This is a genomic window from Polynucleobacter necessarius, assembly GCF_900095215.1.
In the GTDB taxonomy this organism is placed as follows: Bacteria; Pseudomonadota; Gammaproteobacteria; order Burkholderiales; family Burkholderiaceae; genus Polynucleobacter; species Polynucleobacter necessarius_H.
On the sequence record NZ_LT606949.1, the window covers coordinates 1448462 to 1463422 of the forward strand.

The 14961-nt window shown below is 46.6% G+C and carries 16 protein-coding genes; 11 read left to right on the forward strand and 5 right to left on the reverse strand.

Annotated features, from left to right (window positions below; translation table 11 throughout):
• Window positions 1-326 precede the first annotated feature (326 nt).
• Window positions 327-509, forward strand: a complete 183-nt coding sequence (locus tag DXE35_RS09865) for a Rap1a/Tai family immunity protein (RefSeq protein WP_197714025.1) — start codon at window positions 327-329, stop codon at window positions 507-509.
• Between the two features lie 62 nt (window positions 510-571).
• Window positions 572-817, forward strand: coding sequence for a glycine zipper domain-containing protein (locus DXE35_RS07830; protein ID WP_231970099.1), 246 nt, complete (start codon window positions 572-574; stop codon window positions 815-817).
• Here DXE35_RS07830 and DXE35_RS07835 read toward each other — a convergent pair.
• Together DXE35_RS07835 and DXE35_RS07840 are read right to left on the reverse strand one after the other, a co-directional pair.
• On the reverse strand, window positions 810-1262 hold the full coding sequence (locus tag DXE35_RS07835; RefSeq protein WP_114690131.1) for an OsmC family protein: 453 nt from the start codon (window positions 1260-1262) through the stop codon (window positions 810-812). The two genes, DXE35_RS07830 and DXE35_RS07835, sit on opposite strands and share 8 nt — an antisense overlap.
• A 51-nt stretch (window positions 1263-1313) precedes the next feature.
• Window positions 1314-1724, reverse strand: a complete 411-nt coding sequence (locus DXE35_RS07840; protein ID WP_114690418.1) for a rhodanese-like domain-containing protein — start codon at window positions 1722-1724, stop codon at window positions 1314-1316.
• A gap of 58 nt (window positions 1725-1782) precedes the next feature.
• Here DXE35_RS07840 and DXE35_RS07845 point away from each other — a divergent pair, with 58 nt between their 5' ends.
• The 9 genes from DXE35_RS07845 (at window position 1783) to DXE35_RS07885 (ending at window position 11747) form a co-directional block, all read left to right on the forward strand.
• Entirely contained in the window at window positions 1783-3045 is a 1263-nt protein-coding gene (locus DXE35_RS07845) for a putative Na+/H+ antiporter (RefSeq protein ID WP_114690132.1), read from the forward strand.
• A gap of 66 nt (window positions 3046-3111) precedes the next feature.
• Entirely contained in the window at window positions 3112-4461 is a 1350-nt protein-coding gene (gene miaB, locus DXE35_RS07850; RefSeq protein WP_114690133.1) for a tRNA (N6-isopentenyl adenosine(37)-C2)-methylthiotransferase MiaB, read from the forward strand.
• Entirely contained in the window at window positions 4448-4921 is a 474-nt protein-coding gene (ybeY, locus tag DXE35_RS07855) for an rRNA maturation RNase YbeY (protein ID WP_114690134.1), read from the forward strand. The genes miaB and ybeY overlap by 14 nt, the downstream gene beginning before the upstream one ends.
• A 23-nt stretch (window positions 4922-4944) precedes the next feature.
• Window positions 4945-5784, forward strand: a complete 840-nt coding sequence (locus DXE35_RS07860) for an HlyC/CorC family transporter (protein WP_114690419.1) — start codon at window positions 4945-4947, stop codon at window positions 5782-5784.
• Between the two features lie 38 nt (window positions 5785-5822).
• Complete coding sequence (lnt, locus tag DXE35_RS07865) at window positions 5823-7325, forward strand: apolipoprotein N-acyltransferase (RefSeq protein WP_114690420.1); 1503 nt, start codon at window positions 5823-5825, stop codon at window positions 7323-7325.
• A gap of 59 nt (window positions 7326-7384) precedes the next feature.
• Window positions 7385-8275: a glycine--tRNA ligase subunit alpha gene (gene glyQ / locus DXE35_RS07870; protein WP_114690135.1), complete on the forward strand. Its 891-nt coding sequence runs from the start codon at window positions 7385-7387 to the stop codon at window positions 8273-8275.
• Between the two features lie 27 nt (window positions 8276-8302).
• Window positions 8303-10441: a glycine--tRNA ligase subunit beta gene (glyS, locus tag DXE35_RS07875; RefSeq protein ID WP_114690136.1), complete on the forward strand. Its 2139-nt coding sequence runs from the start codon at window positions 8303-8305 to the stop codon at window positions 10439-10441.
• Window positions 10438-11016: a D-glycero-beta-D-manno-heptose 1,7-bisphosphate 7-phosphatase gene (gene gmhB / locus DXE35_RS07880; RefSeq protein WP_114690137.1), complete on the forward strand. Its 579-nt coding sequence runs from the start codon at window positions 10438-10440 to the stop codon at window positions 11014-11016. Before glyS ends, gmhB begins: the two co-directional genes overlap by 4 nt.
• The gene (locus DXE35_RS07885; protein ID WP_114690138.1) at window positions 11013-11747 is read left to right on the forward strand and encodes a lysophospholipid acyltransferase family protein; all 735 of its coding nucleotides are present in this window, start codon (window positions 11013-11015) and stop codon (window positions 11745-11747) included. Before gmhB ends, DXE35_RS07885 begins: the two co-directional genes overlap by 4 nt.
• Before the next feature lie 4 nt (window positions 11748-11751).
• Here the strand turns inward: DXE35_RS07885 and rsmA are convergent, their stop codons facing one another.
• From rsmA to DXE35_RS07900, 3 genes are read right to left on the reverse strand one after another with little or no spacing between them, the layout of a single operon-like run.
• Window positions 11752-12528, reverse strand: coding sequence for a 16S rRNA (adenine(1518)-N(6)/adenine(1519)-N(6))-dimethyltransferase RsmA (gene rsmA / locus DXE35_RS07890; protein WP_114690139.1), 777 nt, complete (start codon window positions 12526-12528; stop codon window positions 11752-11754).
• A gap of 3 nt (window positions 12529-12531) precedes the next feature.
• Window positions 12532-13539 (reverse strand): 4-hydroxythreonine-4-phosphate dehydrogenase PdxA, encoded by a 1008-nt coding sequence (gene pdxA, locus DXE35_RS07895; RefSeq protein WP_114690140.1) that lies wholly within the window; start codon window positions 13537-13539, stop codon window positions 12532-12534.
• A complete protein-coding gene (locus DXE35_RS07900; protein WP_231970100.1) occupies window positions 13514-14959 on the reverse strand; it encodes a peptidylprolyl isomerase in 1446 nt (481 codons plus the stop codon). The genes pdxA and DXE35_RS07900 overlap by 26 nt, the downstream gene beginning before the upstream one ends.
• Between the last annotated feature and the right edge of the window lie 2 nt (window positions 14960-14961).

Here is a 14961-nt window from a genome sequence, read left to right on the forward strand (position 1 = left end):
GATTTCAAAGTTTCAATGAAATTTCCCCTCTAATTTTTTGCCTCATTATGGGGAATGCAAAACCTACCGTCAGCTCAGATTGCACTTATTTAGTGCATAAAAGAGCCTATTTATTATGGTTTTAAACACACTTAAGGGAGAACCCATGAAAAAAAGTCCTGGTTATTTTGGCCGCTATCGGCGCTTTTTCTGGCTTAGCGCAAGCCGAATAAAAAATTCAAGTACTGAGCGCACAAGAGCTTGTAAACGTTTGCAAACTGCCGGCAAGCCCAGAATCACGTAGTTTCTGTGTTGGCTACACCACCAGCGTCTACGATACTTATTGAATGACTCGTCACCCGCAACGCGCGAAGCCTTTTATCTGCGTAAAACAACCTGCTCCACAACGTGACGCCGTGATCGCAGATTTTGTTAAATGGGCTGGAGAAAATCCACAAACTACCGATAAACCTGCTGCAGGTGTTTTCTTAGGATTTTTGGCCAACCGCTTTCCTTGCGGCAAAAAGTAATCCACAACCCTTTGCCAATTCAATATTTTTTAAGGATCAGTCGATATGAAAAAATTATCGCAATGACAGCAGCAGCTGTAGCTATTACTGGTTGCTCTGGTATGAGCAATACTGAACAACGCACATTATCAGGCGCATCTATTGGCGGAGTTGTGGGCGGCGTAGGCACAGCCATCTTCCACGGCAACCCAATTTGTGGTGTTGTGGGCGGCGCGGCAGTTGGCTCGGCATCCGGCTACGCTTATGATGCTTACAAGAAAAATGAAGGTGCTAACTACAACGCTGGCAAAAATAATCAGCCTAACTAAGCTTTAAACACTGGTCGCTCCAGACCAGTGACGCAATACCGAACCCAGCTCGTATTAACTTACCAGCTGGGTTTTTTATTTGGATCTGTCCTACTAGTGCTTTATGAATCGGGCATTTATTTGCGATCTCCAGCAAGCGCTCTTTCTCTTCCGCGGTTAAATTTCCCAGCAATTCAATCTCGCGAGAAAATGTTTCTACATCACCTACGCGGTCGATATCCACCGTCACAATCGCATTCTCTAAATTCATAGACTTGCGACCGGCATACATTTTTAAAGTCATCGATGTACAGGCCGCTAAGGCAGCACCAAGATACTCATGAGGACTTGGCCCAGTTCCAGAACCCCCCTTAGCAATTTCCGCATCTGATAAAAAATGAATATCTCCCGTGCTTAATTTCTGCTGAAGCGGGCCTTCGCCAAATTGTGAGATTACTTTTCTCATAAAGATCCCCAATAAATTACTAATAATGTTGGAACATCATTTAAGCCGACTTTAACCGGAATCGGGTTTACTTGCTTTTTCTATGGTTGGTAACTGCGCTTTCTTCCATCCGCTAAAACCGCATTCTAAATGACATATATTTGGAACGCCCATTCTCGGTAATTGCTGGGTCGATAAAGCCGACCGCCAGGCTGAAGCGCAATACAACACTAAACGCTTGCCTTCGCCAAAAATTGGCTTGTAATACGAGCTATCAGGATCAACCCAGAACTCCAACATCCCTCTAGGGGCGTGAAACGCGTTTGGGATCATCCCCTCCCGCTCTAATGCACGAATGTCACGAATATCCAAAAACACGACATTCGGGTCCGCCAATAATTGCTGAGCATTTTCTAAGGGAAGCGTCTCGATTTCAGACATAGCGCTCTGAATAAGCTCTTGATATCCAATCTTTAATTTCAACAAAATCTCCTACATTAATCATGCCTCATTCTTGCCAAGCACCTGCTACCATTCTGCTATGAGCTTTACCCCTATCGAACTTGGCGCAAGCGCTATTTTTGCAATCGCAGTTTTACACACTTTTTGTACTGGTTATTTTGAAGCACTTGCCAAAAAATCTCCACGACATGCTGGTCTCTGGCATCTTCTTGGTGAAGTCGAAATTGTTTTTGGTTTTTGGGCCGCTATCTTGGTTATTTTTATTTCCCTCTACGTGGATTTGAATACTGCCAAAGACTTTTTAAACAAACGTAATTTCACTGAACCACTCTTTGTTTTTGCCATCATGATTGTGGCTGGCACAAAACCCATTCTGTATATTTCCACCCAAATTTTGCATTTGCTAGCCCATGCACTGCAATCGGCACTCCGTATCCGCAGTGCTCCGGTCTTATATTTTCTAACGCTTGGAGCCACGCCGCTCCTAGGCTCATTCATCACAGAGCCTGCCGCCATGACCTTAGCGGCCTTTTTGCTGCGCGACTTGGTTTATCGCCACAAATGCTCTAAAGCGCTTCTGTTTGGAACTCTTGGAGTGCTCTTTGTCAATATCTCGATCGGCGGAACACTAACCAACTTTGCGGCACCGCCAGTTTTAATGGTGGCGTCCACTTGGGAGTGGGGCTCTGCATTTATGTTTACTAATTTTGGCCTAAAGTCTTGCATTGCGATTTTTATTAATGCGCTCGCGGCCACGCTTTTGTTTCATCGCCAACTCATTGAGCCAAATACCGATAAAAAAGAAGCTCGCGTGCCTCTAACTGTTATTTTGATGCACTTACTTTTTTTGGCTGGAGTAGTTGTGTTTGCGCACGATCCAATCATTTTTATGTGGATTTTGCTTTTCTTTATCGGATACACCACGGCTTACCCAAAACACCAAACCCCTCTGGTTCTGAAAGAGGCGCTACTGGTTGGCTTCTTTTTAGGTGGCTTAGTGGTATTGGGCGCTTTGCAAGGTTGGTGGCTAAAACCTATTCTCGAAATGATGAGCCCTACCGCTGTCTTTTATGGCAGTCTTGCTCTCACCGCATTAACCGATAATGCCGCTCTCACCTACTTAGGCTCCTTGGTTACCGGCACTTCACCAGAGTTCAAATTGGCTTTGGTAGGTGGTGCGGTAGCGGGCGGTGGTTTAACCGTCATCGCCAATGCGCCCAACCCAGCAGGGATCGCCATCTTGCGACAGCATTTTCCAAATGGCGCAGTATCCGCCCTCTATTTGTTACTAGCTGCCCTTCCGCCCACATTCGTCGCCATCTTGGCATATGGACTCCTCTGAGATCTTTATCGGACTTCAGCGGTAAAATCTGAGCTTCGCCCCCAGCTATAAACCTGAGAACGGCATATGAAAAAGCTCTATATCAAAACCTTCGGCTGTCAAATGAACGAGTACGACTCGGGCAAGATGGCCGACCTCTTGCATGCCGATGAAGGCATGGTCATGACAGATCGCCCAGAAGATGCTGACGTAGTACTTCTCAACACCTGCTCTATTCGAGAAAAAGCCGAAGACAAAGTCTTCTCAGATTTAGGTCGACTTCGTGAACTCAAAAAAACTAAGCCCAATCTACTGATTGGTGTTGGCGGCTGCGTTGCCAGCCAAGAGGGCCAACAAATTGTGAGTCGCGCGCCTTATGTGGATGTTGTCTTTGGGCCGCAAACATTGCATCGCCTCTCGGACCTGATTGCTGAGCGCCGCAAAACAGGCGTATCGCAAGTAGATATCTCCTTTCCTGAAATTGAAAAATTTGACCACCTTCCCGCATCACGCCAAACTCGTGGTTCGGCATACGCCTCAATCATGGAAGGCTGCTCCAAATATTGCAGCTACTGTGTAGTGCCCTATACCCGTGGTGAAGAAGTCTCAAGACCATTTGATGACGTACTGACGGAAGTGGCTGGACTTGCCAGCAAAGGCGTAAAAGAAATTGTTCTTCTCGGTCAAAACGTCAACGCTTATTTAGGGAAGATGGGCAACACTGATGAGATAGCTGACTTTGCGCTGTTGATTGAATATATCGCTGAAATTCCAGGGGTTGAGCGCATTCGATTTACCACCAGTCATCCAAAAGACTTCACGCAAAGACTCATTGATGTCTACGCTAAAGTACCCAAGCTAGTGAACCACTTACACCTCCCCGTGCAGCACGGCTCAGATGCCATGTTGTCAGCAATGAAGCGTGGCTACACAGCATTGGAATTCAAGAGCATTATTCGCAAAATGAGAGCTGTTCGCCCTGACCTCACACTATCAAGCGACTTTATTGTGGGCTTTCCAGGCGAAACAGAAGCTGACTTTGAGAAGTTGTTAAAGATGGTGGCAGAACTCAATTTCGATAACAGCTTTTGCTTCATCTTCAGTCCACGCCCAGGAACGCCAGCTGCCAATCTGCATGATGACACGCCTTATGAAGTCAAACTCAAGCGTTTACAAACCTTACTCGCGCTGGTTGAAGGCCAAGCAAATCAAATCAGTCAAAAGATGATGGGCAATATTGAAAGGGTGCTGATTGAAGGTCTTGCCAAGGATGGCACTAACCTACAAGGACGCGCCGAGAACAATCGCGTCATTCATTTCACAGCACCCGATCAAGATATTGAGAAGTTGATCGGTCAGATGGTGGATATTCGCATTACCGAAGTCCTAAACTACACCCTCAGAGGTGAATTAGCAGAAGCGCATGCCACTCATTAAGACAATAACTCCATCAAAGCTGGCAATAGATCTACAGTACGCTAGCCCCGCAATTGAAGCGGCGATTGGCAATATCGCCTCAGCCACCCCGATAAAAAGATGGGTGAAAAACGTGACACCACTTAGCGGTCAAATGACGCTGCGCTTTGTCAATGCCGCAGAAGGTAAAAAATTGCACTTGGCTTTTCGTAAAAAAGATTACGCTACCAATGTATTAACCTTTCCTTACGAGCTCTCAAAAAATACTTTAGTGGCGGACGTGATTTTTTGTCTCCCAGTGATACGAAGAGAAGCAAAAGCGCAAGGTAAGCCGCTCGAGGCCCATCTAGCGCATTTAATTGTGCACGCCTGCCTTCATGCACAAGGCTACGATCATGAAGTCAGCAAGGACGCCAAAAAGATGGAGGCATTGGAAATCCAAATTCTCCAAAAAATGGGCTTTGCTAACCCTTACAAATGATTTGTCTTATTTCTAAGCGTTATATGCCTGACCCCAGTAAATCCCTTTTAGATCGCTTGGCTGATTTTTTAACCCCTCAGCCAACCGAACCCAGCAAACGCCGACTAAAGCTCATTGACACCCTACGAGCAGCCCAGGCCGAGTGGCTAATCGATGCAGATGCTTTGTCAATGATTGAGGGTGTTTTTCAAGTAGGGCGCTTGTGCGCGCGTGACATCTTAGTTCCTCGCGCCCAAATTGATTGGATCGATATCAGTCAACCCCTTCCTGAAATCATTAAGCACGTAATCGAAGCAGCGCACTCACGCTTTCCTGTCTTTGAAGGCAATCGAGATAATGTAATCGGTATTTTGCTGGCCAAGGATTTACTACGTCACGCTACTGAAAAAGATTTTCAAGTGCGAGATTGGCTACGTCCAGCGGTTTTTATTCCAGAATCTAAGCGTCTTAGCGTCTTATTGCGCGACCTTAAAGACAATCGCAATCATCTAGCGATTGTGGTTGACGAGTACAGCGGTGTTGCGGGAATCATTACGATCGAGGATGTGCTAGAGCAAATCGTTGGCGATATTGAGGATGAGCATGATGTTGATGAAGAAGCGGATAACCTCATCGCTTTAGACAATGGCGATATTCGCGTTAAAGGCATTACAGAGCTTGAGCAATTCAACAAAACACTGGGCACTCACTTCGAAATAGAAGATATCGAGACGGTGGCTGGCTTGGTGATCCAACATTTAGGACGCGTTCCTAAGATCGGTGAGCTTATTACAATTGATCGCATTGAATTTGAAGTGCAGCGCGCCGACCCAAGACAAATTCATATTTTGCTGGCGCGACAAATCAATAAAAAATCCGATTGAGATTGATCTTGTTTGATCGGCATCCACATCAACATAGCATGAGCATCAAAATATTTTCAGCCTTGACTTTGTTTGTGTTGGGCGCAGTGCTCGCAACCGTTGCTGAGCTGCCTTATGGTGGGTGGATACAGATCCCCATTTTAAGTTTGCTCTGGTGGCGCCTTGACCCCCACACCCCCGTCACGTTCAAAAAACAATTTGCCTTAGGTCTGTGTTTTGGAGTCGGCTATTTTGTTGTAGGCCTCTGGTGGCTTTACATTAGCCTGCATGATGTTGGTGGCATGAATGCGCTACTCGCGTGTATGGGTGTATTTCTACTCTCGACTTATGTGGCCATTTACTTTTCATGCGCCACACTGGCTATTCCCCTACTTAAAAAGAATCGATGCACTGGCCTATTTCTGGCAGCAAGCTGGGTTCTTTCGGAATTCTTGCGCGGCTATATCTTTACGGGCTGTCCATGGATGGGCTTTGCTGAAACCCAATTCAATGGCCCTTTCGCTCCAATAGCGCCTTTCTTCGGTGGATTGGCCTGCACCTTCCTCGCAGTATGGACATCTTGGGAAATCTATCAACTGCGCAAGCATGTCACTTCGAGCGTAGCTCTGATAGCAATAGTCATTGCGACCTCTCAGTCTGCCGGTATATTTACATTTACCAAGCCAACTGGAGAGCCTATAAGTGTTCGATTGATTCAGGGTAATTTTGAACAAAGTCTCAAATTCAATCCTCAAGCGATTGGTCGGCAAATTGATTTTTATGCCGCTGAAATTACGAAACAAGCAGCTGACCTCATCATCATTCCCGAAACCGCATTTCCATGGCCAATACCTAATTTGCCAATCGGTTTATTGGATTACTTGCAAGGTTTTGCCAACAGCAGCAAAAGCAATATTCTGCTAGGCTTAATTGGAGAGGTGTCCGGGGCAAATGGGATGCAGTATTCCAATCGGGCTACAGGACTATCTCCCAACGCGCCACCCTATCAATACGACAAATCCCACCTCGTACCTTTCGGAGAATTTATTCCTCCAGGTTTCCAGTGGTTTGTGAAAGCCTTTCATGTACCGATGAGTGATTTCGCTAGAGGCAACTTAGATCAAGCTCCATTTGCGATTCAGCGTAGAGATCAATTGGATATTTACGCGGCAATTACGATTTGCTATGAAGATGTCTTTGGTGGTGAGCTGGCCTCTCGCATTCGACAGAGTGAGAAGCCCGTCAACCTACTCATCAACATGACTAATCTTGCTTGGTTTGGAGAGTCGCAGGCCTCGAGTCAACAACTCAGACTCTCCCAGCTTCGCTCATTAGAAACCGGCCTTCCAGTCTTACGTGCTACCAATACTGGTATTACGGCAGTCTTAGGCTCTGACGGCAAAGTATTGCAAACACTTCCAGAATTTACCCAGACCACCCTCAGCGCCCAAGTTCAACCCTATTCTGGAAAAACGCCTTACGTTATTTGGGGCAATTTACCTATTCTGGGTGTTTCTTGCCTGCTGATGCTCTTGGGCTTGATTCGCTATAGACGTTTTTAGGCATGTTTAACTCCGGAGTGCTCTAGCCATGTAAAATCAATGGCTTAGCCAGGTTAATCATGCTTACTTTTCAGCAAATCATTCTCAAACTTCAAGATTATTGGGACCAACAAGGTTGTGCCCTATTGCAACCTATCGACCTCGAGGTGGGCGCTGGTACATCCCATACCGCAACCTTCTTGCGCGCTATTGGTCCAGAACCTTGGAAAGCCGCTTATGTTCAACCGTCACGCAGACCTAAAGATGGTCGCTACGGCGAGAACCCAAACCGCTTACAACACTACTATCAGTATCAAGTAGTACTCAAACCCGCCCCCGAAAATATTCTGGACCTCTATCTAGACTCCCTCGCCGCATTAGGACTCGACCTCAAAGAAAACGATGTTCGCTTTGTGGAAGATGACTGGGAAAACCCAACTCTGAGCGCTTGGGGTTTAGGCTGGGAAGTTTGGGTGAACTGCATGGAAGTGACGCAGTTCACTTACTTCCAACAAGTCGGCGGCCTAGACTGCAAGCCTGTTCTTGGCGAGATCACATACGGTATCGAACGTTTGGCAATGTATATCCAAAATTGTTCTAATGTTTATGACTTGGTGTGGGCGGATGGCATCTCTTACGGGGATGTCTACCATCAAAACGAAGTTGAGCAATCTTGCTACAACTTTGAACACTCCAATACGGATTTACTCTTTGCAAACTTTACCAACTATGAGAGTGAAGCTAAGCGCTTGATGGAAGTTCCGCTGGCGTTGCCAGCTTATGAAATGGTCCTGAAGGCGGCGCATACCTTTAACTTACTAGATGCCCGCGGTGCCATCTCCGTCACGGAGCGTGCAGCCTACATCGGACGCATTCGCAATCTCTCGCGCGCTGTTGCCCAGGCCTACTTTGAGTCAAGAGAAAAACTGGGTTTCCCAATGTGTCAACGTCAAGCTAAAGTCCAGGCTTAAGCACATCGAGATTTCCGCATTCCATCTATGAGCACATCCAATTCAAAACCTCAATCAGCGACTTTATTGATTGAAGTATTTACCGAAGAATTACCCCCGAAGTCTTTGCGCCGCTTAGGCGATGCATTTAGCGAAGGCATCTTTACCGCTCTCAAGTCAGCTGGTTTAGCGTCCGACGCATCCAAAGCGACAGGTTTTGCTACACCACGTCGCCTAGCGGTTCAAGTAACAAATGTTTTGGATCAAGCGCCAGACTTTCCTGTGAGAGAAAAATTACTGCCTACTAGCATTGCATTTGATACCGAAGGAAAAGCAACAGCTCCCCTGCTAAAAAAATTAGGCGTACTTGGATATGTCGATGTGGATCTCGCTACTTTAGAAAAAGCTGGCGAAGGCAAAAATGAAGCTCTCTACCTAAACGTTATTGCCAAGGGTGCTGCACTTGAACAAACCGCTCAAGCCGCTCTTGAACAAACATTAAATAAGCTGCCAATTGCGAAAATGATGCACTACCAAGTGCTACAGAAGGATGATCAATTGGCGGATGTGCAATTCGCACGCCCCGCTCACCGCATCATTGCGCTCCATGGTGGCACCATCCTCAATATCAGCGCCTTGGGTATTCATGCCAGCAATTTAACTGAAGGGCATCGCTTCCTGGCGCCCGGCAATGTCACAGTGACCCATGCGGATCAATACGAAGCAGATCTGCAATCTAAAGCGAAGATTGTTCCTAGCTTTAATCAACGTCGTGCCCAAATTGAAACTGCTCTATTGAAGGCAGCTGGCGACGACCTAGTCTTGATGCCAGATAGTCTTTTGGATGAAGTAACCGCGCTAGTTGAATGGCCAGCTATTTATGAATGCCATTTTGATCAAGAGTTTTTAGAAGTACCACAAGAATGCTTGATTTTGACAATGCAAACCAACCAAAAGTATTTTGCATTGACAGATAAGCAAGGCAAATTACGGAATCGCTTTTTGATTGTTTCTAACATTGAAACCAATAAGCCGGATGCCATCATCTCTGGTAACGAGCGCGTTGTACGCCCCCGCCTATCAGATGCTCGCTTCTTCTTCCAGCAAGACCAAAAACGTCCATTGGCTTCTCGCGCACCCGATCTAGGTAAGGTGGTTTATCACAACCAACTAGGTACTCAGCTCGATCGTACTAAGCGCGTTCAAGGACTTGCAGTTGGGATCGCCAAAAAACTGGGTGCGGATGAAAAATTAGCTTCCCGTGCCGCTGAAATTGCGAAAACAGATTTATTAACTGATATGGTTGGTGAGTTCCCCGAGCTCCAGGGAATTATGGGTCGCTATTACGCTACGCACGATGGCGAAAACGCGGATATCGCTAGCGCGTGCAGCGAACACTATATGCCCAGATTTGCTGGTGACACATTACCGCAAACCCAAACCGGAACTATCCTGGCAATCGCCGACAAACTAGAGACTTTGGTTGGTATTTGGGGTGTAGGTCTGGCACCAACAGGCGACAAAGACCCTTATGCCTTACGTCGACACGCCCTTGGCATTTGCCGCTTGCTCTTAGAAAAAAATCTTTCACTCAATTTGCCGGACTTAATCGAACTAGCTCGTGCGCAGTTTCCGCAAGCTGATGTGCAAGAAAAAGCGAAGGCCGCCGATACCTATGCCTTCATCATTGATCGTTTACGCGCTTACTTGCGTGACCAAGCAGTTGCTGGCAAAGCGTTTACCAGCGCCGAGATTGACGCGGTTCTCAGCCAAGATCCAGCACACATCAACGACTTAATCGAACGCTTAACTGCCTTGCGAGAATTTAACGCCCTTGCAGAAGCCGCCCAACTCGCGGCCGCCAATAAGCGCATTAGCAATATCCTCAAGAAAACAACTACTGCTATTCCCGCGGCTTGTTCAGCAAAATTGCTGCAAATTCCAGCAGAGGCTGCTTTACACCAGGCATTGGAAGCAGTCACTCCTGCTCTTACTGCGGCCTATGAAAAACGTCAGTTTGTTGAGCTCTTAAAGTCTCTCGTAGCTTTAAGCGGTCCAATTGATCAATTCTTTGCCGATGTGATGGTGATGGACCCTAATCCTGAGCTACGCGATAACCGCTTAGCCCTCCTGCAACAACTTCACCAGAAAATGAATCTCGTTGCCGATCTCGGCAAATTAGCATGAGCACCAGCTCTTCTAAATTAATCATTCTGGATCGCGACGGTGTGATCAACGAAGATCGCGATGATTACGTGAAGTCGGTCGACGAATGGGTGCCAATCCCCGGGAGTCTGGAAGCGATTGCCTTATTGAACCAAGCGGGCTATCAAATTGCTGTTGCCACTAATCAATCCAGCCTTTCGAGAGGTTATTTCTCTATCAATGAATTGCATGCGATGCATAGCAAAATGGATGCCTTGCTGAAGCCTTTTGGTGCGAGAATCGATAGCATCTTTTTCTGCCCTCACCAAGATTCACATCAATGCGATTGCCGCAAGCCAGCGCCAGGTTTGATGAGAGAAATTGCTTTGCGCTACAAGAAAGTAGATAGCACTAAGCCGTTGATAGGAGTGCCTATTGTTGGAGACTCATTACGTGACCTCCAGGCTGGAATCGCTTTAGGAGCAAGCCCACATTTAGTGCTCACCGGTAAAGGTGAAAAAACGCTCGTAACAGGCAACTTACCTGATGGCACGCAAATTCATGCCAATCTCTTGGCATTTGCAAATGCACTTCTAGACAATCAGGCTTCAGCATGAAATTGATTCGCTCGATCCTCTTTGCCTTATTTTTCATCATCTTCACGCCAATCTGGTCAGTGTTATGCATGATCGCTTTCCCGTTTTTAAGTCCTGAAAATCGCTACACCTTTATTGGACTCTGGAACAAAGTCGTGATCGCTTTATTAAAGCCACTGTGCGGCATTCATTACGAGATCCGTGGCATGGAAAATATGCAGGCGGCAATCAACGAACGCGTCATTATTCTCAGCAAGCATCAATCCGCTTACGAAACCATTGCTTATATCGCATTATTGCCCAAGCAACTTTGTTTTGTCTTTAAGCGTGAGTTGCTCTGGATCCCATTTTTTGGCTGGGCATTAGCCTTACTCAAAATGATCCACATTAATCGCTCCAATAAGCAAACTGCAGCGCATTCAGTAGCCACCCAAGGCCGCAAACGTCTGAGCGAAGGCAAATGGATCATGCTCTTTCCCGAGGGCACCAGGACTCCGACCGGACAAACTAAACCATACCGCAAGGGTGGCGCACGTCTTGCAAGCGCGACGAATGCCTTAGTGATTCCAATTGCCCATAACGCTGGTCGCTGCTGGCCAAAAAATAGTTTTATCAAACAACCGGGCACTGTCATTTTTTCAATTGGGCCCGCAATTAGCTCGGATAACAAATCAGCAGAACAACTTCAACAAGAAGTAGAAGGTTGGATCGAATCTGAAATGCGTGTGATTGATCCCGACGCTTATAAGTAAATTTTCAAGCGGCTAGAACTGTAGCCCACTCGATATAACGGTCTACTGAAATATCCTGTGCTCTTGCCTTGAGCTCGACCTCAGTCAAGCTTAGTCTATCCGCAAATGCTTGCAAATTAGTACGCAACATTTTTCTTCTTTGGGAAAAAGCTGCCGCCACTACTTTTTCCAAAGCGATCCACTGGGCATCATTCAAGGCGAAATCTCTTCTGGGAATCATTCGTACTACAGCCGAATTCACCTTGGGCTGAGGATCAAAGGCTCCCGGAGGAACTTCCAACACCAGCTCCATATCGTAGCGGGCTTGGAGCATCACGGAGAGACGGCTGAAATCTGAACTGCCGGCCTTAGCAACCATTCTTTCGACTACTTCGGCTTGCAACATAAATACTTGCTCATCAATTGCAGTCGCGGCAGATACCAAATGAAACAATAAAGGCGAGAAAATGTTATAGGGCAAATTTCCCACCACCTTACATAAGCCCTGCTTACCTGAACGACTCTGCGCCCATGCTAAGAAATCAAACTTGAGAGCATCCCCCTCAATGACGGTCAAGCCCTTAAGATTTTTTTCATTCCAAAAGGCCACTAAATCACGGTCAATTTCCAGCAAGTCTAGATGATCCAGATTGCTTAACAAAGGTAGCGTTAGCGCACCTAAACCAGGGCCAATCTCAATCACGTGCATATCTGTGCTGGGGTTAATGAGCGCAACAATGGAATAAATAATTCCGTTATCTTGCAAAAAGTTTTGTCCAAATCGTTTGCGTGCACGATGCATGTATTAATGTTGCTTTCTTTTATTTACAGCCAATTGATAGGCTAAACGCAGTGCTTCAAGCATTCTGCCGGATTCAGCCATGCCCTTACCAGCGATATTTAAGGCAGTTCCATGATCCACAGAGGTGCGAATGATTGGCAAGCCTCCAGTGACATTTACGCCATTACCAACAGTGACGAATTTAAATGGCGCCAAACCTTGAGCGTGATACATCGCAATAAACGCGTCACCTTCAGCAATCGATTCAGCATCAAACATCGTATCCTCAGGGTAATGACGGGATACCTGAATGCCCATCTTCCTGGCGCTTTCAATTGCCGGTGAGATGATATCAAGCTCCTCACGCCACAAGTAACCAGACGCGCCCGCATGAGGATTTAAACCAGCCATTTGAATCATCGGCTTCTCAATTCCAAATTTTTCTCGTAGATCTCGATTGACGATTTGAATCGTATCCAATATGAGCTCAGTACTAAGAGCTTGTGGCACCTCTTTTAAAGGAAGATGAGTGGTGACTAAAGCCACTCGCAAATCCCTTGGCGATGGAAGCCCTAGAAAGCCAGCAGGCAATTGCGCGCACAACATCATCACCACATGGGCAATATGACAACGCTGCGCTAGATATTCTGTATGCCCAGTAAAGGGCGTGGCAGCATCATTAATAATGCTTTTTTGAATTGGGGCGGTCACTATGGCATCAAAGCGCCCTTGCAAGCAGTCGTCAATAGCCAGATTCAATAGATAAATGACGTACTGAGCATTTTGAGAATTCAGAACTCCCGGAACTGAAGCCGTCGTAAGCTCAACATCTTGAATTTGCAATCGATCAGATAACTCTGGACTCAAATCCCCAGGTAGCCTCAATAACTGATTACTGCCCAACAAGGTGATTCGAGCATCGGACTTCTCGTGCAAAAACTCTACAGCGGCGGCAAGAGAAATCTCGGGACCAATGCCGGCTGGTTCGCCAGTGCTTATTACCCGATTAACGAGGAGCGCTGCTTGCCGCATCTTCCACGTTCAGGATTTTGACAGTTGCGTTATCGCGCAACTCACGCGTCCACTCTTGGTAGGCTTGTTCAAACTTTCTTGCGCGAATAGCCGCACGCGCAAATTGACGTTGTTTCTCAACGGTAAGCTGACCCTCGCGGCGATCCAGCACTTGAATCAAATGCCAACCAACTTCAGATTTCACGGGGTTACTAACTTCACCAATTTGCAGGCGATTCATGGCTTGTTCAAATTCGGGAACCAAGTCTCCAGGACTCATCCAGCCTAGCTCACCACCATTTGCAGCCGAACCATCTTCAGAGTATTTTTTAGCCAACTCAGCGAAGTCGGCGGTTTTTGCTCGAACCTGAGCACGATAGCCTCGCAGACGTCTCTCCGCATCTTGGTCGGTTAAACCAGCGCGACTTCTCAGCAAAATATGACTGGACAAAGTTTGAGTAATGGGTATGTTTTGCGGAGTAGAAGAACCCGCATCTGCTGCTGTGGCTTGTTGATGGGGCGGAGCCGCGCCAGCCGCCCTGCGATCCAACACTTTCAACACATGGTAGCCCGCAGGGCTTTTAACAACTGCATTAGCCACTTGACCACTACCGGTATTTCGAACCGCTTCATAAAATAATTGCGGCAAGCGATCGGGAGTGCGATAGCCTAACTCCTGAAATTTAATCTTAGGATTTTCTTTTGCTGCCATAGCACCCAATTGCAAGAAATCCACATCGCCTCGAGCATCTCGCAGCAAGATATCCGCTTTCTTTTTGACATCAGCCTGCGCACCGGCTTCCGCTCCAGCATCAACTGGTATAAAGATTTGGGCTACATCGATTTCTTCTAGTTCACCTTTGGCGGCAGGCGCTGATCGAGGCGCGCCACCCGCAGTCATTGCTCTCGTGCGTTCAGCAATAAAGTTATCTATTTCAGCATCAGATATCTTGACCTTCGCCTCAATCTCACGCTCGCGATAACGCGTAACAATAACGTCATCCCGCAGCATCTGCTTATAGCGCTCGAATGTACTTCCCGATGCGATGACTTTAGCTTTAAATTCGGCATAACTTAACCTGTTCTTAGCCGCAATATCGCCAATAATTTTGTCCAACTCTTTATTAGTAACTTTGATTCCTTCTTGTTCAGCGTTTTGCAGCTGAATCTTTTCAAGAATCAGTCGATCCAAAATGGCTTTTCTAACTGATCCATCCTCGGGCAACTTGACGCCTTGTTTTTTTAACGCGGCAATTCGATAATCAATTTCTTTACGCGTCACGAAACCGGTATTTACAACTGCGGCAACACCATCAATATTGCGAATCTTGCTTTCGGCAACACCATTGGTCTTTACTGCGTCCTGAGCAAAAGAAGCATGCAAAAATAAGCTCAGGCCAAGAAAAACGGCATGAACACTAATTTTTTTAAAACGATTCATAC

What these genes read in the sequence shown, in the direction of transcription:
- lnt (WP_114690420.1), top strand. Translation starts at nt 5,823, where the DNA reads ATGAGCATCAAAATATTTTCAGCCTTGACTTTGTTTGTGTTGGGCGCA.
- pdxA (WP_114690140.1), bottom strand. Translation starts at nt 13,539, where the DNA reads ATGCGGCAAGCAGCGCTCCTCGTTAATCGGGTAATAAGCACTGGCGAA.
- gmhB (WP_114690137.1), top strand. Translation starts at nt 10,438, where the DNA reads ATGAGCACCAGCTCTTCTAAATTAATCATTCTGGATCGCGACGGTGTG.
- DXE35_RS07845 (WP_114690132.1), top strand. Translation starts at nt 1,783, where the DNA reads ATGAGCTTTACCCCTATCGAACTTGGCGCAAGCGCTATTTTTGCAATC.
- rsmA (WP_114690139.1), bottom strand. Translation starts at nt 12,528, where the DNA reads ATGCATCGTGCACGCAAACGATTTGGACAAAACTTTTTGCAAGATAAC.
- ybeY (WP_114690134.1), top strand. Translation starts at nt 4,448, where the DNA reads ATGCCACTCATTAAGACAATAACTCCATCAAAGCTGGCAATAGATCTA.
- glyS (WP_114690136.1), top strand. Translation starts at nt 8,303, where the DNA reads ATGAGCACATCCAATTCAAAACCTCAATCAGCGACTTTATTGATTGAA.
- DXE35_RS07900 (WP_231970100.1), bottom strand. Translation starts at nt 14,959, where the DNA reads ATGAATCGTTTTAAAAAAATTAGTGTTCATGCCGTTTTTCTTGGCCTG.
- DXE35_RS07835 (WP_114690131.1), bottom strand. Translation starts at nt 1,262, where the DNA reads ATGAGAAAAGTAATCTCACAATTTGGCGAAGGCCCGCTTCAGCAGAAA.
- DXE35_RS07885 (WP_114690138.1), top strand. Translation starts at nt 11,013, where the DNA reads ATGAAATTGATTCGCTCGATCCTCTTTGCCTTATTTTTCATCATCTTC.
- DXE35_RS09865 (WP_197714025.1), top strand. Translation starts at nt 327, where the DNA reads ATGACTCGTCACCCGCAACGCGCGAAGCCTTTTATCTGCGTAAAACAA.
- miaB (WP_114690133.1), top strand. Translation starts at nt 3,112, where the DNA reads ATGAAAAAGCTCTATATCAAAACCTTCGGCTGTCAAATGAACGAGTAC.
- DXE35_RS07830 (WP_231970099.1), top strand. Translation starts at nt 572, where the DNA reads ATGACAGCAGCAGCTGTAGCTATTACTGGTTGCTCTGGTATGAGCAAT.
- DXE35_RS07860 (WP_114690419.1), top strand. Translation starts at nt 4,945, where the DNA reads ATGCCTGACCCCAGTAAATCCCTTTTAGATCGCTTGGCTGATTTTTTA.
- glyQ (WP_114690135.1), top strand. Translation starts at nt 7,385, where the DNA reads ATGCTTACTTTTCAGCAAATCATTCTCAAACTTCAAGATTATTGGGAC.